21 protein-coding genes and 1 pseudogene are annotated in these 19129 nt (G+C 71.2%); 7 read left to right on the plus strand and 15 right to left on the minus strand.

What is annotated here, in order from left to right:
* Nucleotides 1-12 precede the first annotated feature (12 nt).
* Both ACFY3J_RS05195 and ACFY3J_RS05200 read left to right on the plus strand, forming a co-directional pair.
* Nucleotides 13-708, plus strand: a complete 696-nt coding sequence (locus tag ACFY3J_RS05195; RefSeq protein ID WP_384176860.1) for a response regulator transcription factor — start codon at nucleotides 13-15, stop codon at nucleotides 706-708.
* Nucleotides 701-1816 (plus strand): sensor histidine kinase, encoded by a 1116-nt coding sequence (locus ACFY3J_RS05200; protein ID WP_390840326.1) that lies wholly within the window; start codon nucleotides 701-703, stop codon nucleotides 1814-1816. The genes ACFY3J_RS05195 and ACFY3J_RS05200 overlap by 8 nt, the downstream gene beginning before the upstream one ends.
* 48 nt (nucleotides 1817-1864) lie before the next feature.
* Here the strand turns inward: ACFY3J_RS05200 and ACFY3J_RS05205 are convergent, their stop codons facing one another.
* Together ACFY3J_RS05205 and ACFY3J_RS05210 are read right to left on the minus strand one after the other, a co-directional pair.
* On the minus strand, nucleotides 1865-2830 hold the full coding sequence (locus ACFY3J_RS05205) for a cupin domain-containing protein (RefSeq protein WP_384176864.1): 966 nt from the start codon (nucleotides 2828-2830) through the stop codon (nucleotides 1865-1867).
* A 268-nt stretch (nucleotides 2831-3098) separates the two neighbouring features.
* Nucleotides 3099-4667 carry an MDR family MFS transporter gene (locus ACFY3J_RS05210; protein WP_384176866.1) on the minus strand — a complete coding sequence of 523 codons (1569 nt, stop codon included), beginning with the start codon at nucleotides 4665-4667 and terminating at the stop codon, nucleotides 3099-3101.
* Nucleotides 4668-4949: 282 nt separating this feature from the next.
* On the opposite strand from ACFY3J_RS05210, the gene ACFY3J_RS05215 reads away from it, so the two are divergent.
* Complete coding sequence (locus ACFY3J_RS05215) at nucleotides 4950-5546, plus strand: TetR family transcriptional regulator (protein WP_390840328.1); 597 nt, start codon at nucleotides 4950-4952, stop codon at nucleotides 5544-5546.
* 595 nt (nucleotides 5547-6141) lie between these two features.
* On the opposite strand, the gene ACFY3J_RS05220 is transcribed toward ACFY3J_RS05215, so the two are convergent.
* Complete coding sequence (locus tag ACFY3J_RS05220; protein ID WP_390840397.1) at nucleotides 6142-7599, minus strand: sensor histidine kinase; 1458 nt, start codon at nucleotides 7597-7599, stop codon at nucleotides 6142-6144.
* Nucleotides 7592-8278: a response regulator gene (locus ACFY3J_RS05225; protein ID WP_384176870.1), complete on the minus strand. Its 687-nt coding sequence runs from the start codon at nucleotides 8276-8278 to the stop codon at nucleotides 7592-7594. The genes ACFY3J_RS05220 and ACFY3J_RS05225 overlap by 8 nt, the downstream gene beginning before the upstream one ends.
* 145 nt (nucleotides 8279-8423) lie before the next feature.
* Here ACFY3J_RS05225 and ACFY3J_RS05230 point away from each other — a divergent pair, with 145 nt between their 5' ends.
* The gene (locus tag ACFY3J_RS05230; protein WP_384176872.1) at nucleotides 8424-9110 is read left to right on the plus strand and encodes a PepSY domain-containing protein; all 687 of its coding nucleotides are present in this window, start codon (nucleotides 8424-8426) and stop codon (nucleotides 9108-9110) included.
* Nucleotides 9111-9381: 271 nt separating this feature from the next.
* Here the strand turns inward: ACFY3J_RS05230 and ACFY3J_RS05235 are convergent, their stop codons facing one another.
* Nucleotides 9382-10092: a hypothetical protein gene (locus ACFY3J_RS05235; protein WP_390840330.1), complete on the minus strand. Its 711-nt coding sequence runs from the start codon at nucleotides 10090-10092 to the stop codon at nucleotides 9382-9384.
* A 709-nt stretch (nucleotides 10093-10801) separates the two neighbouring features.
* On the opposite strand from ACFY3J_RS05235, the gene ACFY3J_RS05240 reads away from it, so the two are divergent.
* Nucleotides 10802-11419, plus strand: a complete 618-nt coding sequence (locus ACFY3J_RS05240) for a TOPRIM nucleotidyl transferase/hydrolase domain-containing protein (RefSeq protein WP_390840332.1) — start codon at nucleotides 10802-10804, stop codon at nucleotides 11417-11419.
* A gap of 3 nt (nucleotides 11420-11422) precedes the next feature.
* Nucleotides 11423-12075 (plus strand): annotated as a pseudogene (locus ACFY3J_RS05245) (aldo/keto reductase); the annotation flags it as partial.
* A gap of 68 nt (nucleotides 12076-12143) precedes the next feature.
* Here ACFY3J_RS05245 and ACFY3J_RS05250 read toward each other — a convergent pair.
* Genes ACFY3J_RS05250 through ACFY3J_RS05265 form a run of 4 tightly spaced genes read right to left on the minus strand, consistent with a single transcriptional unit; the run spans nucleotide 12144 to nucleotide 13924 of the window.
* Nucleotides 12144-12533, minus strand: coding sequence for a roadblock/LC7 domain-containing protein (locus tag ACFY3J_RS05250; protein ID WP_384180932.1), 390 nt, complete (start codon nucleotides 12531-12533; stop codon nucleotides 12144-12146).
* Between the two features lie 52 nt (nucleotides 12534-12585).
* A complete protein-coding gene (locus tag ACFY3J_RS05255) occupies nucleotides 12586-12756 on the minus strand; it encodes a hypothetical protein (protein WP_384180934.1) in 171 nt (56 codons plus the stop codon).
* On the minus strand, nucleotides 12753-13568 hold the full coding sequence (locus ACFY3J_RS05260; RefSeq protein ID WP_390840334.1) for a DUF4388 domain-containing protein: 816 nt from the start codon (nucleotides 13566-13568) through the stop codon (nucleotides 12753-12755). The genes ACFY3J_RS05255 and ACFY3J_RS05260 overlap by 4 nt, the downstream gene beginning before the upstream one ends.
* Nucleotides 13565-13924: a hypothetical protein gene (locus ACFY3J_RS05265; protein ID WP_384180938.1), complete on the minus strand. Its 360-nt coding sequence runs from the start codon at nucleotides 13922-13924 to the stop codon at nucleotides 13565-13567. The genes ACFY3J_RS05260 and ACFY3J_RS05265 overlap by 4 nt, the downstream gene beginning before the upstream one ends.
* Before the next feature lie 130 nt (nucleotides 13925-14054).
* On the opposite strand from ACFY3J_RS05265, the gene ACFY3J_RS05270 reads away from it, so the two are divergent.
* Complete coding sequence (locus tag ACFY3J_RS05270; protein ID WP_384180940.1) at nucleotides 14055-14420, plus strand: hypothetical protein; 366 nt, start codon at nucleotides 14055-14057, stop codon at nucleotides 14418-14420.
* A gap of 134 nt (nucleotides 14421-14554) precedes the next feature.
* Here the strand turns inward: ACFY3J_RS05270 and ACFY3J_RS05275 are convergent, their stop codons facing one another.
* The 6 genes from ACFY3J_RS05275 to ACFY3J_RS05300 all read right to left on the minus strand — a co-directional run bounded on the left by ACFY3J_RS05275 (nucleotide 14555) and on the right by ACFY3J_RS05300 (nucleotide 19124).
* Nucleotides 14555-15022, minus strand: coding sequence for a MarR family transcriptional regulator (locus ACFY3J_RS05275; RefSeq protein WP_384180942.1), 468 nt, complete (start codon nucleotides 15020-15022; stop codon nucleotides 14555-14557).
* Nucleotides 15019-15513, minus strand: a complete 495-nt coding sequence (locus ACFY3J_RS05280; RefSeq protein WP_384180944.1) for a MarR family winged helix-turn-helix transcriptional regulator — start codon at nucleotides 15511-15513, stop codon at nucleotides 15019-15021. The genes ACFY3J_RS05275 and ACFY3J_RS05280 overlap by 4 nt, the downstream gene beginning before the upstream one ends.
* A gap of 85 nt (nucleotides 15514-15598) precedes the next feature.
* On the minus strand, nucleotides 15599-16270 hold the full coding sequence (locus tag ACFY3J_RS05285; protein WP_384180946.1) for an ABC transporter ATP-binding protein: 672 nt from the start codon (nucleotides 16268-16270) through the stop codon (nucleotides 15599-15601).
* On the minus strand, nucleotides 16263-17282 hold the full coding sequence (locus ACFY3J_RS05290) for an ABC transporter ATP-binding protein (protein WP_384180948.1): 1020 nt from the start codon (nucleotides 17280-17282) through the stop codon (nucleotides 16263-16265). Before ACFY3J_RS05290 ends, ACFY3J_RS05285 begins: the two co-directional genes overlap by 8 nt.
* Complete coding sequence (locus ACFY3J_RS05295) at nucleotides 17279-18166, minus strand: ABC transporter permease (protein ID WP_384180950.1); 888 nt, start codon at nucleotides 18164-18166, stop codon at nucleotides 17279-17281. Before ACFY3J_RS05295 ends, ACFY3J_RS05290 begins: the two co-directional genes overlap by 4 nt.
* The gene (locus ACFY3J_RS05300) at nucleotides 18156-19124 is read right to left on the minus strand and encodes an ABC transporter permease (RefSeq protein WP_384181294.1); all 969 of its coding nucleotides are present in this window, start codon (nucleotides 19122-19124) and stop codon (nucleotides 18156-18158) included. Before ACFY3J_RS05300 ends, ACFY3J_RS05295 begins: the two co-directional genes overlap by 11 nt.
* Nucleotides 19125-19129 lie beyond the last annotated feature (5 nt).

Genomic DNA, 19129 nt, shown 5'->3' on the forward strand with positions numbered 1-19129 from the left:
AGCCTCAATGGCATGCGTGTATTGATTGTCGAGGACGAGCCCTATCTGGCAGAGGCCATCCGCGACGGCCTGCGCCTGGAAGCGATCGCGGCAGACGTCGCAGGCGACGGCGACACCGCTCTGGAAATGCTGAGCGTCAACGCCTACGACATCGCCGTCCTCGACCGGGACATCCCCGGACCGTCCGGTGACGAGATCGCCAAAAGCATCGTCGCCTCCGGCAGCGGCATGCCGATCCTCATGCTGACCGCGGCCGACCGTCTCGACGACAAGGCCACCGGGTTCGGACTCGGCGCCGACGACTACCTCACCAAGCCGTTCGACCTCCAAGAGCTCGCGCTCAGGCTCAGAGCACTCGACCGCAGGCGCGCCCACAGCAGGCCTCCCGTGCGAGAGATCGTAGGTCTGCGCCTCGACCCGTTCCGCAGAGAGGTCTACCGGGGCGGCCGCTATGTCGCGCTGACCAGGAAGCAGTTCGCGGTGCTCGAAGTCCTCGTCGCCGCCGATGGCGGTGTCGTCAGCGCCGAGGAACTCCTGGAACGCGCGTGGGACGAGAACGCCGACCCGTTCACCAACGCCGTACGCATCACCGTCTCGGCACTGCGCAAGCGTCTCGGAGAACCCTGGATCATCGCCACCGTGCCAGGCGTCGGCTACCGCATCGACACGCAACCGGAGACCGGCCACAAGGGAGGCGAGCGTGGATAGGGCACCTGGGTTGAGCGTTCGCCTCAAACTCACCCTCAGCTACGCCGGATTCCTCATGTTCGCCGGCGTCCTGCTGCTCGCGGCGGTGTGGGTGTTCCTCCTGCGTTACGTCCCCGACCGTGCGCTCCTCGTGCCCGGCTCCACCGGCACCGCCACCAACGGGGTTTTTCCCATCCGGTCCAACCTCCTGCACGTCTTCGCTCCGAGGGCAGCCGCCGTGTTGGCATTCCTGCTGGTGTTCGGCCTCGTGGGAGGGTGGATCCTCGCCGGCCGGATGCTCGGCCCGCTGACTCGCATCACGGGCGCCACCCGCCTGGCCTCGACCGGTTCGCTCTCCCACCGAATCCGACTACCGGGCCGCAAGGACGAGTTCCGCGAACTCGCCGACGCCTTCGACACGATGCTGGCACGGCTCGAGGCACACGTCGCCGAACAGCGGAGATTCGCAGCCAACGCCTCGCACGAGTTGCGCACCCCGCTGGCGATCTCGAAGGCACTTCTCGATGTGGCCCGCACCGATCCGGACCACGACGTCGGCGCAGTCATCGACCGCCTCCACGCCGTCAACACCCGGGCGATCGACCTCACCGAGGCATTGCTCCTGCTCAGCCGCGCTGACCAGCGGTCCTTCACCCGAGAACACGTCGACCTGTCCCTCATGGCGGAAGAAGCCACCGAAACACTCCTCCCCCTCGCGGAAAAGCATGGCGTCACCATCGAGACCCGCGGCGACATCACCCCCACGATCGGATCGCAAGCGCTCCTGCTGCAGCTGACCACGAACCTCGTGCACAACGCGATCGTCCACAACCTGCCTGCGCAGGGCACCGTGTGGGTCAATACCAGCGTCCGCCCCAAGTCGGTGGTGCTCACTGTCGAAAACACCGGCGAGAAGCTCACCCCGGAGCTGGTCTCGACACTCACCGAACCGTTCCAGCGCGGCACCGGTCGCACACACACCGACCACGCGGGCGTCGGCCTCGGCCTGGCAATCGTCAAAACCATCACCCACGCACACGACGGAACACTCACCCTCACCCCGCGCTCCGCCGGCGGGATCCGCATCACTGTGGAACTACCCGCGACAGACCCGCACTCCGACAGGTAACGAGTCGCCGCCGGACCCGACATCCACATCGGTGGCCCGGGGGCGGCCTCAGCCCATCTGGTCCTCGACCGACAGATGTTCCACCGTCCGGCCGGTCGCGGTGAACGTCCGTGTGACGTGACCGGACGAGTACACCCACAGGATCCGCGGCGGGCGGTCGCCGATGTCGCGGAACAAGTGGGGGACGGGGGAGGGGATGTAGGTGGTGTCGAACCGCTCCAGCTTCGTCACCTCGCCCTGGACCCACACCTCCGCCTCGCCCTCCAGGATCGTCACGTGCTCGTCGCAGTTGTGGGAGTGCAGCGGCGCCCCGGAGCCGACCGGTCCGAGGTCGGCGTCGTCCGCCCAGGTGAACTTGCCGGTCCTGAACGCATAGACGCGGTACGTCGTGCCGCTGATGCTGACGGTCTCGATCAGCGCCGCACCGTCCATCTGCTGCAGATTGCCCTCATGTGGCTGCGCGATGACGATGTTGTAGTCAGGGAGGCAGTAGGCGAGGTCCGCAAGCGCCTCCTGGACCCGCTTCTCCTTGTTCTTCTCGTTGTTGACCTTGTCGATGACGAAGTTGACCAGCCAGGAGTAGCCCCAGGCTGCGGCCGTGCTGACGGGGCCGTTACCCGGAACGGAGACCGACGACTTCGATGCCCGTTCCCGCGGCTCGAAGCACAGATCGGGAAGTGCGTTCCCCCTGCCGGCGTCGGACTTGTCACCGGATTCGCCACCGGGCTCGCCGTTCTCCTCACCGGGGGCGGCGGCGGGCTTGACGGGTTCGCCGGGCTCGGACCGCCCGTCGCCGCCGTTGACATCGTCGTCGTCGGCGCAGTCGCTGCCGCCTGTCTTCTCCACGACCCGGCAGATCTGCTGGTGTGCGGAGCCGGAGATGCCGCCCCCGATGACGGTGCCGACGATCGCGCCGACCACAAGGGTGACGAGCCCCAGCATTCCCAGGTACTCGACCGCTGTCTGCCCCGGGCTCGTGCGTACTCCTCGGCGTATTCGGTCGCTGCGGTTCACGCGTCACCTCGTCGTGGCTTGCTCGATCCGGTCACCGGGGGGGCCGGGCCGTACACCCGCCGGGGACCGAACCGTAACGACGACACCCGGGCCCATGGACAGGGCTCAGAGGCCTGTTCCAGGACCCAAATCGGCGGGTGAGGCCCAGTGGTCGAGCCCGGCGCGTCCCGCTGACCGGGCCTCTGCGGAGGCCCACTGGGCAGGTGTCCGGCGAGAAGCTCCGAGTGTCGGCGGATGGCGGCCGGGCGGTGGACCGCCTCATCCGGTCTCAGTCGTCAGTGGCCCGGCCCGGCAGGTCGACGCTGTCGCGCAAGGTGACCGGGGTGAGGAACAGCGCGGCGACCACACCGACCATGGCGATGATCGCGGAGATCAGGAAGATGTGGCCGGTGGCGTCTCCGTAGGCGGTGCGTACGACCTCCTGGACCGGGGCCGGCATCGCGTTGATGTTCAAGGTGGATCCTCCGCCGCCGCCCGTGCCGGCGTCGATGCCGAGTCCGGCCAGACCTTCGGTGATTTTCGCGCTCACGGTGCCGGCCAGTACGGCCCCGAGCACCGAGACACCGATCGTGCCGCCGAGGGAGCGGAAGAAGGTGATGGCTCCGCTGGCGGCGCCGAGTTCCTTGAGCGGGACGCTGTTCTGCAGGACGAGGACCAGGTTCTGCATGGACATACCGACGCCGACGCCGACCGCGGCCATGCCGGCCGACACCGCGACGAGAGACGTCTCGTGGTCGATCATGGACAGGCCCAGGAAGCCGAGCGTCAGGACGACGACACCGATCAGGACGACGGGCTTGGGCTTGCCGGTGGTGGAGACGAACCGGCCGGCCACCGTGGAGGAGACGAGTACCCCGGCCATCAACGGCATGGTGAGCAGGCCGGCTTCGGTGGGCGAGTAGCCGCGTCCGATCTGGAAGTACTGGCCGAGGAAGACCGCTCCGCCGAACATCGCCATGCCGACCGCGAGGCTCGCGATGATGGCCAGGGCGGGGTCACGCCGCTTGATGATGTGCAGCGGTATGACCGGCTCGGCGACCCGGGACTCGACCCACAGGGCCGCACCCAGCAGCGCGACCGCGCCGGCCACCATGGCGGCGGTCTGCCAGGAGACCCAGGCGAACGAGTTGTCGACGAACGTCACCCACAGCAGCAGGAGGCTGACGCCGGCCGCGATGAGCGAGGCTCCCCAGTAGTCGACCTTGGTGTCCGGACGCCGGACGTCCTGAAGGTGCAGGGTGCGGTTGAGGATGAAGGAGGCGACGACTGTGAACGGCAGCGCGATGAAGAAGCACCAGCGCCAGCCCAGCCAGGAGACATCGGTGATCGCCCCGCCGAGCAGCGGGCCGCCGACGGTGGACACCGCCATGACCGCGCCGAGGTAGCCGTTGTAGCGGCCGCGCTCCCTGGGGCTGACCATCGCGGCGATGACGACCTGCACCAGGACCTGCAGTGCGCCCATGCCCAGGCCCTGCACCGCGCGGAAGCCGATGAGCTGACCGGTGTTCTGCGAGAAGCCGGCGCCCAGGGAGCCCACCACGAAGATCGCGATCGACGTCTGGAGCAGGAGTTTCTTGCTGAACAGGTCGGCCAGCTTGCCCCAGATCGGTGTCGAGGCGGTGGAGGCCAGAAGGGTCGCGGTGACCACCCAGGTGTACTGCGACTGCGTCCCGTTCAACGAGCCGATGATCTGCGGCAGCGCGACCGAGACCACGGTCGAACTGAGCATCGCGGCGAACAGCACCGTCAACAGCCCGCTCAGTGCTCGCAGCACGTGCTTGTGGTCCATGGTCGCGGAGCCGTCCGGGCCCCCGGTTACCGCTGTGTGCGCACTCACGCGCAAACCTCCGGATGAAGAGAACGAGGAACAACGAGGAACTACGAGGAACTACGAGGAACTACGAGGAACTACGAGGAACAACGATGGACAACTAGGAGCAACGAGGGGCAACTAGGAACAACGAGGACAAGGTCAGGGTCGGCGGGAGGACGGCCGCGACGGCCGTCCGTCAATGCGGTCCGGACACGACCGGGGCGCCGACCGGCTCAGAATACATGCGCACTGCGCAATTTTGCGCACTGCGCAATGTCGTTGCCGCTCTCATAGGATGGCGGCACCATGGAGCACACAGCGGGACTACGCGAACGCAAGAAGGCCGCCACCCGGCAGGCGGTCCACGAGGCCGCCCTGCGCCTGACCGTGGAGCGCGGATTCGACGCGGTCACCGTGGAAGAGGTGGCCGACGCGGTGGGCATCTCACGCCGGACGTTCTCCAACTACTTCGCCACCAAGGAGGACGCCGTCCTGTGGGGCGACGAGCGCTACCTCGAGGAACTGGTCGCCGCCTTCCGCGCCCGCCCACCCGAGGAGAGCCCTTGGGCCGCCCTGTGCACCGCCGTCCTGGACCGCCTGCCGGAGAGTGGCGCCCAGGAGTGGGAGATACTCGTGCGCACCCGGCTGGCGCTGCGCCACCCCGCGCTCCTGGCCCGTCAACTCGCCAATCACGCGGGGCTGGAGGCAAGCCTCACCGAGGCGATCGTCGAGCGCTGTCCCACCCGGGACGCGGACACCGCCCTCGACGCCCGAGTCATGGCGTCGGCCTTCCTCGTCGCGCTCCGCATCTCGATGCGCCGCTGGATCGACAGCGATCTCACCGACGACCCGCGTGAGCTTGTCGTCGACACGATGAACCGCATGGCGCGTCCCTTCGTCTGACGCGCCCTTGAGCCGATGGCCCCTTGCCCTCGCCGGGCCGGCGGGAACCGCGCGGGGCCGGCAGCCGGCGCAGCCACACCTCAACGCCTACAGCTGAGACACGCTCAGCGTGCCGCTCCGCAGTCGGCGAAGAGGATCCCGCCGGGGAACCACCTTCGTGCCCGGGCCTGGTGGGCGGCGTGCACAGCCGGGGCCGCCCTGCCGACACCCCCCGTCCTCGACACCGCGGCCACCGCGGTCACCGCCACCGCGGCCGGCGCCGCGCCGCCCGGACCGCCACCGGGGTCAGCGCGCCGCCGCGCGCGGCGGCCCGCCCGCGACCCGGGCCGCACCGCCGGGACCGCCACCCGGTCCTGTGACGCTGCCCCCGGAGCAGGCGGGGTTCACCGGCCGCGTGGCCGAACCGGCCGCAGCTCGGGGACCCGGGCCGCACGGCCGAGGCGCTCGCTCCTGCACGCGGCGCAGGCCCGGGCCGCGCGCGGACCGCCTGACCCACCCCGTTCGCGTGAGAGGAAACCCCGACCCGGAAATGTCCCGGAGATGCCCCGGAACCGCCGGCTGCCGCCCGGCGAGGTCGCCGGGTCCTGCCCGGCTGTCAGCGGGCGCGCGGGAGTCCGACCTGGAAGAGCGCGCCGCCGGCGGGTGCGTCGGCGAGGGTGAGTGTCCCGCCGTGGTGCTGGACGACGTCGCGTGCGATGGCCAGGCCGAGGCCCGCGCCGCCGTCGTCGCGGCCGCGGGCCTCGTCGAGGCGGACGAAGCGTTCGAAGACGCGCTCACGGTCGGCCGGGGCGACACCGTGACCGTCGTCGGCGACGCTCAGAACGATCGCGTTCCCGGCCGCCCGCACGGTCAGGGTGACCGCGGAGGCGGCGTGCCGCTGGGCGTTGTCGAGCAGGTTGCCGAGCACGCGGGCGAGCTGGGTCCGGCTGCCCTTCACCTCCAGTCCTGCGTCGTCGACGGTGACGGTGGGGGCGATGCGGTCGGTTGAGGCCCGCTGCGTCACCTCCTCCCGCACCAGAGCGGCGAGGTCCACCAAGGCGTCGGCCGGGCGTTCCCCGGCGTCGAGGCGGGCGAGCAGCAGCAGGTCGGCGGCCAGGTGCTGGAGGCGTACGACGTCGTGGAGCAGATCGGTCGTGTTCAGCAACTCCGGGTGCTGGTGGGTGACTTCCAGCTGGGTGCGCAAGGACGCGATGGGGCTGCGCAGTTCGTGGGAGGCGTCGGCGACGAAGCGGTGCTGACGTTCCACCGACTGCTCCAGCGCGGCCAGGGTCTCGTTGGTGGTGCGGGCGAGCCGCGCGATCTCGTCGCGGGAGGCGGGCTCGGGCACCCGACGCGCGAGGTCACCGCTGTCGGTGATCTCGGCCATCTTCGCGCGGATGCCCTCCACCGGCCGCAGCGCCCTGCGGGTGACCAGCCAGGTCACCGCCGCCACGACGGCGAGCAGGAACGGCAGGCCCGTCAGCATCGACCGAGTGACCTGGCCGAGGGTGGCCTGTGAGTCCTCGAGCGAGGTGGCGGCGTAGACGGTGTAGGTGCGGCCGTCGTAGGTGGTTCCCTGCACGGCGGCGAAGGCGTAGTCGTGGGTCTTGTCACCCAGCTTCACGGCGACCGTCTCACGGTCCACGTCCGTGCCGACCTTGCCCCTGACCGGAGCGGCGTCGTGGCCGTGGTCGTCATTCCCGTCGTCATCGTCGCCGGAGGAATGCCTTGACGACGTGGTGCTCCGGGGAGCCGGAGCGGGGGCGTAGTCCGTGATCGGGCCGCGTTCTCGCAGGTCTTCACCCGCGGCCAGGACCTTGCCGGAGGAGTCGACGACCTGCACGAGACGACCGTCGTCGTCGGGCAGGTCCAGCGAGCCGAAACTCCCGTTCAGCGCGGCCTGGGAACCCGCCACCCTACGCGCGGTCACCTCCGACTCCAGGCTCGCCCGGTCGACGAGGTTGTGACGCAGCACGGCGACGACGGCGATACCCGCGGCGACCAGCGCGACGGACACGACCAACGTGGCCGCGAGCGCCGCGCGGGCCCGTACCGAGGCGAAGGGCCTAGGCATCGCGGCCACGGCCGGCCTCCAGCCGGTATCCGGCCCCGCGCACCGTGGTGATGGACCGCCGCCCGAACGGCACGTCGATCTTGCGGCGCAGCGCGCTGATGTAGACCTCGACGATGTTGGGGTCGCCGTCGTAGGCGAAGTCCCAGACGTGTTCGAGGATGTCCGTCTTGGAGACGACCTGCCCGCTACGCAGGGCGAGGTGCTCCAGGACCGCGAACTCCTTCGCGGTCAGCGTGATGTCCGCTCCGGCCCGCTCCACGCGTCGGGCGGCGGGGTCGACGGTCAAGTCGCCGATCCGCAGTACCGGAGATCCCCCGCGCTTGCGGCGGCGCAGCAGGGCCCGGATGCGAGCCTGCAACACCACGTAGGAGAACGGCTTGGTGAGATAGTCGTCCGCGCCGGTGTCCAGCCCCTCCGCCTCGTCGTACTCGCCGTCCTTCGCGGTGAGCATCAGGATCGGTGTGTCGTACCCGGTCGCCCGCAACTGGGCGCAGATCCGGTACCCGTTCAGCCCGGGCAGCATGATGTCGAGCACGATCAGGTCGTAGTCCTGCTGCCGCGTCATGTGCAGTCCGGTGAGGCCGTCGTGGGCCAGGTCCACGGCGAATCCCTCGGCGGCCAGGCCGCGGGCGAGGGCGGTGGCGAGACGTTTCTCGTCCTCCACGATCAGCAGGCGCATGCCCACCAGGGTCCCAGGTCTTCCTGAAGTGGTCTTCAGGTTGCTTCAGCGGGGCTTCAGGGTGGCCGGGGCACGGTGGTCCGTGTCAGGCCGGCACCCCGGCAGCCACGCGGCTCAGCCGCGGCCCGCAAGAAAGGACCACCTCATGATGAAGGCCCTCAAGCGCTCCCTGACCGGTCGCCGCCGCACTGTCTCCGCGGTCGTCGCGGCCACCGTCGTACTGGGCGGAGCCGGCGCCGCATCCGCCATCGCCTTCACCGACGACGACCACGGCCGCGCGCATGCGACCGCGGGCACCACCTCCGACACGCACGACGGCTCCGACCACGACGGCAGGCTCGCCAGGAGCGCCGGGGTCGGCCTGAAGCAGGCGGCCGACGCGGCCACCACGTCCCTCGCGGGCACGGTCACCGAAGTCGAGCTGGAAGACGGACGGCGGGGCGAGGCCGTCTGGGAGGTCGACATCGTCGACGCCAAGGGCATCGAGCACGAGGTCACGGTGAGCGCCGCCGACGGCAAGGTCATCGCCGGCAGGGCGGACCGCGTCGGGGACACGGCCGACCACGACGACGCCGCGCTCGCCGAGTCCGCCAGGACGGGCCTGGGCCAGGCAGTGGACACGGCGCTCGACAAGGTCCCGGGCACCGCGACCTCGGCCGAGCTCGACGACCACCACGACAGGACGGCGGCCTGGCACGTCGGTGTCACCGACGACCGGGGCGTCGCACACGAGGTCGTCGTAAACGCGCAGACCGGCAAGGTCACCGCCACGCACACCGGCCCGGCCCACTCGCGCGGCCACGGCGCGGACGACGACCGCGAGGACGACTGAGCGGCCGCTGCTGCTGGGGAACTTGTGACCGGCGGACATGGCCAGGGACATCCTGACGCTCCGGGTCACAGTGACCGGCTGAGATCTCTCTCGAATCCGGGACGGTTCGGTGCGCCGACGTTGTCGTCGCTCGCGTCCTCCACCAGGCGGTTGTTCATGGCAGTCATCCCGTGTGTCTTGTGCGGGGAGCCGCACCGGATGCTCTGAGGCCAGAACCCCGGCCCGATTACGGCGGGCCGGGGTTCTATGCCATGCGCATCACGGGCCGGCTCTAGAAGCCGAAGTCGTCGAAGTCGCCGAAGTTGCCGAAGTCGTCGAAGTCGCCCTTGCGGTGACCGATCACCCGGAAGCTGGCGACCACTCCGTCCTCGACGCACACGCCCCCGTGGACCCTCCCGGGCTTCACGCCGTTGGCTTCGCTGCGCGGGCCGACCGTGGCGATGGGAGCGCCGTTGTCGCAGGTCGCCCCGCGGAAGACCTCGACGCCCCTGCGGCTGTCGTTGCGGATGTTGAGGCTCTTGGAACCCAGGCCGCTGACCACGGTGATGCAGCCGTCCGGGCGGGCGGAGTACGACCGCTCGTTGATGAAGATCCTGCCCACCTCGCGGTGGCGGCCGCGCTCGCCGCCGCGCTCGTTGCCGCCGTGGCCGCCCCCGCCGCGCTCGCCGCCGCCTTCGTTGCCGCCGCGGCCGCCCCCGCCGCCGCCCCCACCGCGCTCGCCGCCGCCCTCGTTGCCGCCGCGGCCGCCCCCGCCGCCGCCCCCGCGCTCGTTGCCCTGTCCCTGTCCCTGTCCCTGTCCTTGTCCCTGTCCGGACATGCCGTCCATCGGGGCGTGGGCCGGAGCGGGTGCCTGCTTGACGACGGCCGGGACTGTCTGGGCCACCGGCTCGGTGGCGGCCGTGGCGTAGGTGATGCCGGTCGCGACGAGTGCTGCAGCGGCGGCGACAGCCGCGGCGACGGCATGTGAACGGGTCATGGTCATGTCGCTTCTGCTCCTGTCTCAAAGTAGCCGGCTTTGGCAGTCGGCATGTGAATGAACGTAATGAAAGCCTCACTGGCTGTCATTTCGGGCCATTGGGAGGGGGTGGTGATATGGAGCCGAACGGGGGACCCAGGGCACCCGCACGCCCGATTTGCCGGCTGCTGACGGCGCGTCAATCCCCGTTGAAAGCTGGGCGTGTCGGTGATCGACTAGGCCTTCAAGGTGATCTCTGACGTCTGCTCACCCGTGCGGCGGCGAGTCGACTGGAAATACCGGCGCGAAAGGGTCCAGGGATACCGGGACGGGCGGGTCCCGGACGGATCACGGCGTGGACCGGGTCGCCGTGCTGTGGTCAGGGGGGAGGTCCTGAAGCCGAGTCTGTGACGACCCCTCACCTCCGTGCTCGGTTGTGGACGATCCGGCGTGCTGCCGCGGCACGGGCTGGGACATGCCTCGCGGGTCGCCGCGCGGGCCCCTGGGCCGGGCTGAGGGTCGGGTGCCGTACCGGAGCGGGATCAACGGACCCGATCAGCGCCGTATCTCAAGTCCCCCTGCCCGCGTACACCGCGGCCGGACGTCGCCAGCCGGATCACGCCACCCGCCAGAGACACCGCCCTCACTCGCTGTCACGGGGCCGACCGGCAACGCGGACGGCGCTCCCGCGGAAAATTCCCTCGCGTTGTGGCCGGAACGGGCCGAGACTCGTCTCATGGCTGACATGGGGGCGTTCCGGGACGCGGTCACCGCGTGGGCGGTGGGTGGTTCCGGCGACCTTGCGCACGAGCTGGCCGCGCGGCTGTCCGTCCGGGCGGCCGTCCTGCTCGAAGGGCCGAGCGACGTCGCGGCGGTCGACGCGCTGGCGGAGAGCCGCGGCCGGGACCTGGCGGCCGAAGGGGTCTGCGTCCTGCCGATCGGCGGTGCGATGAGCGTCGGGCGCTACGCCCGGCTCCTCGGTTCACCCGGCCTGGGCCTCCGTCTCACCGGACTGTGCGACGAGGCGGAGCGTGCCTACTACGCACGCGGCTTCGAACGGGTCGGTGCGGCACAGCAAGGCTTCTACGTCTGCGCGGCGGATCTGGAGGACGAGCTCATCCGCGTGCTGGGCGTGACACGGGTGGAGGAGCTCGTCCGGGCGGAAGGCGACCTGCGTGCCCTGCGGACCTTCCTGCGCCAGCCCGCACAGCGGGGCCGCGCCCCGCAGCAGCAGTTCAGGCGCTTCCTCGGAACGAAGAAGGGACGCAAGATCCACTACGGCCGCGTCCTCGTCGAGGCCCTTGACCCCGACCGGGTCCCAGTCCCACTCGACGGCCTGCTCTCCAGCCTCTGACCGCCGGACCCCACCACGGACGTCGAGGAGACGCTTTCCGCGCTCTCCGGTCTGATCCGCAGCGGGAGGTCCGTGCGATCGGGACGTCCATGATGCCGGCGTCCGACACCGTCGAAGCCCAGGGGGTCGCCGAGCGGCGCGGGCTGGAACGGTTCCACCCGGAGCAGCCGCCGTACTCCCTGCTCGACCGCGGCATCGAACGCGAGGCGCTGCCGGTCGCCCAGCGCTGTGGGGTGGGCACGCTGGTGTGGGGCGCGCTCGGGCAGGGACTGCTCGCGGGGCGCGTCCGCAAGGGCCGGCGGAACGAACTCCGATGGGCCGGCTTCTTCCAGCACGTCAACGACGAGCGCCGTATCGACGCCGTCGAGCAGTTCATCCCGCTCGCCGGGGAGGCGGGCCTGCCGCTCACCCACCTCGCCATGGCGTTCGCGATCGCCCATCCCGGCGTGATCCGCGCGCTCGTCGGGCCGCGCACGACGAGCCACCTCGACGACCTTCTCGCCGGCATCGACGTGGCGCTCACCGACGACATCCCCGACCCGATCGACGAGAGGGTCCCGTCGGGCACCGACATCGGCACGCTCGACCAGGCATACGTGCCGCAGGCTCTCCAGCAGGCCGGCCTGCGCCGCCGGCCCGTCGGTGAACGCACCGCCGTCCGAAGCCTCTTGAGGCGTTCCCGCCCGCGCGCACCGCCCCCGGCCGGCCGGCGTGGGCGGTGTGGTCAGGCTGGTGCGTCGGCTTCGAGGATCTTCGCCAGTCGCTCCACGGTGGAGTGGATCTCGCGTTGGAGGCCGGCGAGGTCGAGTCCGTCGTCGCCGAGGACGGTCAGCAGGGCGCGTTCGCCGATGGCCTGGATGACGACGTGCCGCCCGGCGCTCCGCGTGGCCACGTCACGCAGCGCCCCGCCCCCGGCCTCGTGCACCATGCGCTGGCCGAGGCTGTGCGTGGCGGCGGAGAGCGCGGCGATGGACTCCGGCTGGACGGCATCGGTGTCGGCGGCGACCAGCAGGCCGTCGACGGTGGAGATGACCGTCTCGTTCACTCCCATCACCTGCTCACGCAGAGCGGTCAGGACCTCGACGAGCGGTTCGGGCTGGTGGGCGGTGGGCATCGGCGCTCCTGGGGGGTGGGCTGTGAACTGCTGCTGCACATAAGCGCTTGGGTCAGGACAGGGCTTTGAGGCCCGCGTGGACCCGGCGCAGAAGGAGCAGGTCGGGTTGGTGGTCTGCGAGGTCGTCCGGCGGCTTCGGCAGCGCGAGGCCGACGCCTGGCCGACGGACGGTGAGCGGGAGCGGGGCGAACGGGACCGTGTCCGGCAGCGGGTCGGGGCTCACACGCTGTCCGTTCGGTGCGGGCGATGTGCTCCGGGGCTGCGTCGGGGCAGCGAGCGGTCGGAGGGAGGCGGAACGTTCCGGGCCCGGGGCCCGGGCAGGCGCGGCGCGGTGCTCGGACGGCCGGCCGCGGCCGGCCGCTCGCGGTGCAGCAGTCCCAGTTCGCGCATGCGGGCCAGGTCCAGCATGACCGCGTAGGTTCCCCGCCCCAGGGCGAAGGCGATGTCCCGCGGGGTACGGCGGCCGTTGGCGGCCCGCAGCAGCGTCGCATAGCGGGACGGGACACCCGCGGGTACGTCAGCGGCCGGGCGGACACGGGTGCGGGCGAATTCGGAGGGCGGTCCCCACAGACGGCTCAGCAGCACCAGACGCCGCGAGGTCTCGGCCGCGAGGAGCTGCGGTTCGAAGGCCGCTCCGCTGACCACCGCCGGCATCGCCTCGGTCACCTCCCAGTCCCCGGGAGGGCTGAGTGCGAGGGCGAAGGCACCGTCGAACACGGCCGCCGCGCAGGTGATCTCGAACTCCTCCGGTGCCAGCAGGCCACGCGCCTGAAGCTCGGCGCCGACCCGGCCGTCGGCCGCACCGTCGGTCGCGCAGGCGGACGTCCAGGCGGCATCGTCGATCCGGCCGGACGCGAGCAGGACGGACTCGACACTCGGTGCGCCCGGGGTCTCCACGGCGACGATCCGGCCGGCGCGCAGGTGGATCCTGCCACCGGGTGTGCCGGAGACGACGACCGTGCCGGTGCGGCCCTCGTCGTACAGCGTGTTGAGCAGGGCGGGGACGTTGCGCGGGCCGTCGGTGCGGGTACTCATCCCGCCGCCTTCGCCACGTACAGGTCCAACTGGCGCAGCACCAGGGCCAGATTGGTCTGGTCGCGTTCCAGCGTCGCCATCAGCAGCAGGGGGTCGCCCTGCCGGGGCAGCGCCCTCAGGACGAGCTGACGCCGGCTGCCTGTGATGACCATGCTCTCCAGCTCCCCTTGTGCTCCGGCCAGGTGGAGCCGGTCGCTGACGAACGCGGCGAGTCGACTGCACTCGGCAGCGTCCATCCCTCCTGTGCCGGACTCGCCGTAGGTCAGTCCGGTGACCGCGTCGACGAGGACGGCCCCTGTGACTCCCGGCACTTCGAGCAGGCGGCGCAGGGAGTCTTCGACTGAGGACACCGGCATCCCTTCACGAACCCTTCACATTCGGTCAGAAAGCACAGTAGTTTAAGCCGGATATTCCAGAACAGGTTGTCTGACCAACTTTTTCTGACACGGCCTCAGCGCCGGGTCACACAGCGCGAAGGGCAAGAGCATGAGCATCGAGACCGCACTCAAGGAAGCCATGGCGATCGAGGGCGCGATCGGCGTCGCCGTGGTCGATTACGAGAGCGGCATGTCGCTGGGGACCCTCGGCGGTGGCCAGGGGCTGGACCTGGAGGTCGCCGCCGCCGGCAACACGGAGGTCGTACGCGCCAAGACGCGGACGCTGACCACCCTCGGCATGAACGACTCGATCGAGGACATCCTCATCACCCTCGGCGAGCAGTACCACCTCATACGCCCTCTGACCAGCAGCGACGGGAGCCTGTTCCTCTACCTGGCACTCGACCGGTCCCGCGGCAACCTGGCCCTCGCGCGCCACTCGCTCAAGCGCATCGAGGCCACCCTGGAGATCTGACCACGCCACCCCGCCGCACACCCCGCCGGTGCCGGCCCGCCCCTCCCCGTGACCGGTGCCGGCCGGACGGTTCGGGGCCGAGGGACGCGTCCAGAGCCGACGTATGCGTCAACGAGGTGGCTCGGTCGGGGGGGTCAGGCGGTCAGCGCCGCAAGTTCCGCGTTGGCGTGCTCGGTGACCAGGGCGAGGACGCGGCCTGCGGCGGCCAGGTCATCGGCGGGTATCCCGCCCCAGATGCGGGCGGTGAGAGGGGCGGTCTCCGCGCCGACGACGGCGAGCAGTTCGCGCCCCGCGTCCGTGGGGCGAAGGTGCGCGCCGTCGGTGGCGAGCAGTTGCCTGTCGAGCAGTTCGTCGAGAGTGGCGCGGACGTCGGCCGGATCGGCCTTGAGGGAGCCCTGTATCCGGGCGGCGAGATCGTCCGGCGTCTGCGGGGCGTCGGCGGTGACGGCGGCGCGCAGGGCGATCTGCTGCTGGAACGTGATGCCGTGCCGGGCCAGGACGTGCTCCAGGACGCCGCGGGCGGCGTAGTGGGCCAGGCCGAGGGCCCGGGCGTCGGCGACGGGTCCGGTGGTGGACGCGCTGGTGGATGTGGTGGTCGTCATGGTGTCGTCCCCTGAATGCTCTCGTCGTTCGGCGGAAGTGGAGCGAGAGGTGCGTCGAGGAGGGCCGTCAGCTCGTCGGTGAACGCGCGCGTCCGTGGGGCGTCGAGGCCGCCGAGCGGCTCCAGCAACTGCTGAAGCAGTTCCTGGACCACCCCGATGGCTTGCCGCGTGACGGCTCGGCCCTGCTCGGTGAGGGCGAGCTGTACGGCGCGTGGGTCGCGGGGATCGCGGGTGCGCTCGATCAGGCCGGCCGACTCCAGGGCGCGCGCCAGCTTGGAGACGTACAGCGCCTCCAGGCCTGTGTGGTCGGCGAGTCGGCGCTGACTGGGCCGCTCACCGGCGCGCTGCATGCCGTACAGCGACGCGACCAGTGAGTACTGCGCGTGGGTGAGGCCCAGCGGAGCCACCGCGCGATCGACCGCGACGCGCCACTTGGTGGCGAGCCGCCATACCAGGAAACCGGGCGTGGGCCCCGGTGAACCCTTGCTCATGACATATAGAGTACTTGGCTACCATAGCCATGGCTACTATTTTCGGGCGGATCTGGACGGCGCATCCCGAACAGATCAACGACGCCTAGTGCGCCCGGTCGGCGCCCGACAGCGTGTCCCAGTGGACGGTGCGGTCGCACCAGCGGTGGAGCAGGGCGCGGTCGTGGCCGACGGCGAGGAGACCCGCGCCCGTGGCGGCGCGGTAGTCCTCGACGACCGCGACCAGGGCGGCCGTCGTGGAGGCGTCGAGCATCGCGGTCATCTCGTCGCAGATCAGCCAGCGGGGGCGCAGGACGAGGGCCCGGGCCAGGCAGGCGCGTTGGAGTTGGCCGTCGCTGACCTCGTGCGGTCGTCTGCCGAGCAGGTCGGGGGTCAGACCGGCCCTTCCGGCGAGTTCGGTGACGCGCTCCCGCACCTCGTCGCGTCGGCCGGTGGCCCGCAGGGGCTCGGCGATCAGGTCGGTGAGTGTCAGGCGGGGGTCCGCGGAGAGGCGGGGCTGCTGGAAGACCACGCCGAAGGCGGTGCGCAGCGGGCGGGGGGCGCGGTGGCGCCACCCTCGTACGGACTCGCCGTCCAGCAGTACGGTGCCGGAGTCGGGGCGGTGCAGCAGGGCCGCGACTCGGGCGAGCGTGGACTTGCCGCAGCCACTGGGGCCGAGCAGGCCGACGGCTTCACCGGGCGCGACGGTCAGTGAGACATCCCGTACCGCCGGATTCCGCCGGTCGTAGCCCGCGGTGATGGCGCGCAGTTCAAGCATGCACGTCCTCCGATGCTCCCTGGGATGCTTCCTCGCCGGTTGCCGAGGCGGGGTGGGGGTGGTGGCAGGCGACCTCGCCGGCTGTCGGCGGCAGTTCGGCGCAGGCGTCGTCGGCCCGGTCACAACGGGCGGCGAAGGCACAGCCCTCGGGGAGGGCACCGAGTTCGGGTGGCAGGCCGGGGATGGGGGTGAAGGCCCGGTCGGGGAGGGCCTGGAGCAGGCCGCGGCTGTAGGGATGGCGGGGGCCGCGCGAGCCGAAGAACATCTCCGCGTCGGCCAGTTCGACGATCCGGCCCGCGTACATGACGGCGATCCGGTCGGCGATCCGTTCGGCCGCGGCCAGGTCGTGCGTGATCATCAGCAGGCCGCGCCCCGCCCCGTCCGGCTCGCCCGGGTGGTCGATGTGGCGTCGCAGTTCGTCGACCGTGCGGTCCACCAGGTCACGGTCGAGCCCGGTGGTCGGTTCGTCGGCGAGCAGCAGCGGCGCGTCACCGACGAGGGCCAGGGCGGTGGCGGCGCGCTGGGCCAGGCCGCCGGACAGCTCGTGCGGGTGGCGGTCCAGGTGATCCGGGGGGAACGCGGCGCGTTCGGCGGCCGCCCACGCGGCGGAGCGTACGGCCGCGCGGCCGCGGACCCCGGTCAGTGCGGCGACCGTCTCCTCCAACTGGGAGCGGATGGTGCGCACGGGTGTGAGATGGGCGGCCGGGCTCTGCGGTATGAGCCCGACCAGCCGGCCCCGTACCGTCCTGGCGAGGGTCCGTTCGTCGGCCGAGAGCAGGTCGAGGCCGTCGAGCATCGCCTCCCCGGCCGCCTCGGCGTTGCCGGGAAGCAGCCCCAGCAGGGCGGAGGCGAGGACGGACTTGCCGCAGCCGCTCTCGCCGATCAGGGCCAGGCATTCGCCGGCCGCGACGTCGAAGTGCGCGTCGGTGACGGCGGCGACACGGCGCCCGCCGGGCATGAGGAAGCGCACCGACAGTCCGCGCACCGACAGCACGGGCGATCGCTCGGTCACAGCATCAGCTCCGATCGGCGGCGGGGGTTGATCCGTTCCCGCCAGGCTCCGGCGAGTCCGGCGATGGCGAGGGTCGGGACGATGACGAACAGGCCGGGGAAGAGGGTCGGCCACCACTGTCCGGCCAGCAGCGAGCCCCGCGCGCCCTGGATGAGGGTGCCCAGGCTCGCCATGTGCGTGGGCAGTCCGAGCCCGAGGAAGGACAGCGCCGATTCGTGCCACATGGCGTGCGGCACCATCAGTGCCGCGGCGAGCGCGGCCTGGGGCAGCACGGCGGGCAGCAGGTGCCGTACGGTCACCCGCCACCTGGACGCGCCGCCGGAGACGGCGGCGTCGATGTACGGGCGTGAGCGCAGGGAGAGGACTTCGGCGCGGACGATCCGGGCGGTCGACAGCCAGTGGGTGAGCGCGACCGAGACGATCACCGGCCAGACTCCGGGCCGGAACATGGCGACGATGAAGATGCCGAGCAGCAGGTGGGGTACGGAGGAGACCGTGTCCACGACCCGCATGATCCCGCGGTCGGCCCAGCCGCCCAGCGCACCGGCGGTGGCTCCGACGGCGGTACCGACGACGGTGGCCGTCACGGCCGCCGCCACTCCGACGAGCAGGGACACGCGCAGTCCGTAGACGCAGCGCAGCAGCAGGTCCCGGCCGAGGTCGTCGGTGCCGAAGGGGTGGGCCCAGCTCGGTCGCAGCAGCTTGGCGGCCAGATCGACGGCCTGCTGGTCGAGTCGGACCAGCGGTGGCACGACGAGGACGGCGAGGACGGTCGTGGCGACCAGCACGGCGGAACTGCGCACCCGTAGTGTGCGGGTGGAGCGGCGCCTCGTCCCGTACGAACGCCAGACGGTTTCCCGGGAGGCGGGAACGTCACATGTCACTGAACTTCACCCTCGGGTCGAAGAGTCCGTAGAGCAGGTCCGCGAGCAGGTTGCCCACGAGGACGGCGGCCGTGGCCAGTGTGGTCAGCGCGGCGAGCAGCGGGAAGTCGACGGAGGTGGCCGCCTCCACGGTGGCCGCGGCGATGCCCGGCCAGCTGAAGACGCTCTCCACCAGCAGGGCGCCGGTGATGAGTTCGGGCACGCGGGAGCCGACCAGGGTGAGCACCGGCAGCAGGCCGGAGCGAAGGGCGTGGCCGAGCAGGACCGTGCGCTCGTTCAACCCGCGGGCCCGGGCGCCGCGTACGGGGTCCTCCGCCAGCGCGTCGCCGACGCCTTGGCGTACGTAGAGGGTGAACCAAGGCAGTTGGGAGACGGCGAGCACCCCGGCAGGCAGCACGAGATGGCCGGCCACCTGTCCTGTGGCGACCTGTTCGCTCGCGGTGTCGGTGAGGCCGCCGGCCGGGAGCACGCCCAGTTGGAGGGCGAACAGCCAGATCGCCAGCAGGGCGAGCCAGAAGACCGGCGCCGCCTCCAAGGAGTAGGCGAGTGACGTGACGACCCGGTCGAGCAGGGATCCCGGCCGGCGGGCGGCGAGGACGCCGAGCACGGTGCCCGCCAGTACGGCCGCCGCGAAGGCGACCGCGCACAGCAGCGCGGACCACACAAGACGCTCACCGATGACCTGGGTGACCGGCTGCCGCATCACGCTCGACTCGCCGAGGTCGCCGGAGAGGGCGGAGGTCAGCCAGTGCCACCAGCGCGAGGTGAACGGCTGGTCCACTCCCAGGTTGGCGCGCAGCCGGTCGAGGGTCTGCCCGTCGGCACGGAGGGCGGCCGTACCCGCGTACGCCTTGACCGGGTCGAAGGGGGAGGCGGCGGCGATGGCGAACACGCCGAAGGTGACGACGAGGAGGACGGGGGCGGCGAACAGCAGCCGCCGTCCCACCAGACGCGCCATCGCCG

Origin of the sequence: Streptomyces sp. NPDC001231 (assembly GCF_042896885.1) — a bacterium.
In the GTDB taxonomy this organism is placed as follows: Bacteria; Actinomycetota; Actinomycetes; order Streptomycetales; family Streptomycetaceae; genus Streptomyces.

Coding starts and splice junctions, on each gene's coding strand:
- ACFY3J_RS05195 (WP_384176860.1), top strand. CDS start 13: ATGCGTGTATTGATTGTCGAGGACGAGCCCTATCTGGCAGAGGCCATC.
- ACFY3J_RS05215 (WP_390840328.1), top strand. CDS start 4,950: ATGGAGCACACAGCGGGACTACGCGAACGCAAGAAGGCCGCCACCCGG.
- ACFY3J_RS05220 (WP_390840397.1), bottom strand. CDS start 7,599: ATGCCTAGGCCCTTCGCCTCGGTACGGGCCCGCGCGGCGCTCGCGGCC.
- ACFY3J_RS05225 (WP_384176870.1), bottom strand. CDS start 8,278: ATGCGCCTGCTGATCGTGGAGGACGAGAAACGTCTCGCCACCGCCCTC.
- ACFY3J_RS05230 (WP_384176872.1), top strand. CDS start 8,424: ATGATGAAGGCCCTCAAGCGCTCCCTGACCGGTCGCCGCCGCACTGTC.
- ACFY3J_RS05235 (WP_390840330.1), bottom strand. CDS start 10,092: ATGACCATGACCCGTTCACATGCCGTCGCCGCGGCTGTCGCCGCCGCT.
- ACFY3J_RS05240 (WP_390840332.1), top strand. CDS start 10,802: ATGGCTGACATGGGGGCGTTCCGGGACGCGGTCACCGCGTGGGCGGTG.
- ACFY3J_RS05250 (WP_384180932.1), bottom strand. CDS start 12,533: ATGCCCACCGCCCACCAGCCCGAACCGCTCGTCGAGGTCCTGACCGCT.
- ACFY3J_RS05260 (WP_390840334.1), bottom strand. CDS start 13,568: ATGAGTACCCGCACCGACGGCCCGCGCAACGTCCCCGCCCTGCTCAAC.
- ACFY3J_RS05265 (WP_384180938.1), bottom strand. CDS start 13,924: ATGCCGGTGTCCTCAGTCGAAGACTCCCTGCGCCGCCTGCTCGAAGTG.
- ACFY3J_RS05270 (WP_384180940.1), top strand. CDS start 14,055: ATGAGCATCGAGACCGCACTCAAGGAAGCCATGGCGATCGAGGGCGCG.
- ACFY3J_RS05275 (WP_384180942.1), bottom strand. CDS start 15,022: ATGACGACCACCACATCCACCAGCGCGTCCACCACCGGACCCGTCGCC.
- ACFY3J_RS05280 (WP_384180944.1), bottom strand. CDS start 15,513: ATGAGCAAGGGTTCACCGGGGCCCACGCCCGGTTTCCTGGTATGGCGG.
- ACFY3J_RS05285 (WP_384180946.1), bottom strand. CDS start 16,270: ATGCTTGAACTGCGCGCCATCACCGCGGGCTACGACCGGCGGAATCCG.
- ACFY3J_RS05300 (WP_384181294.1), bottom strand. CDS start 19,124: ATGGCGCGTCTGGTGGGACGGCGGCTGCTGTTCGCCGCCCCCGTCCTC.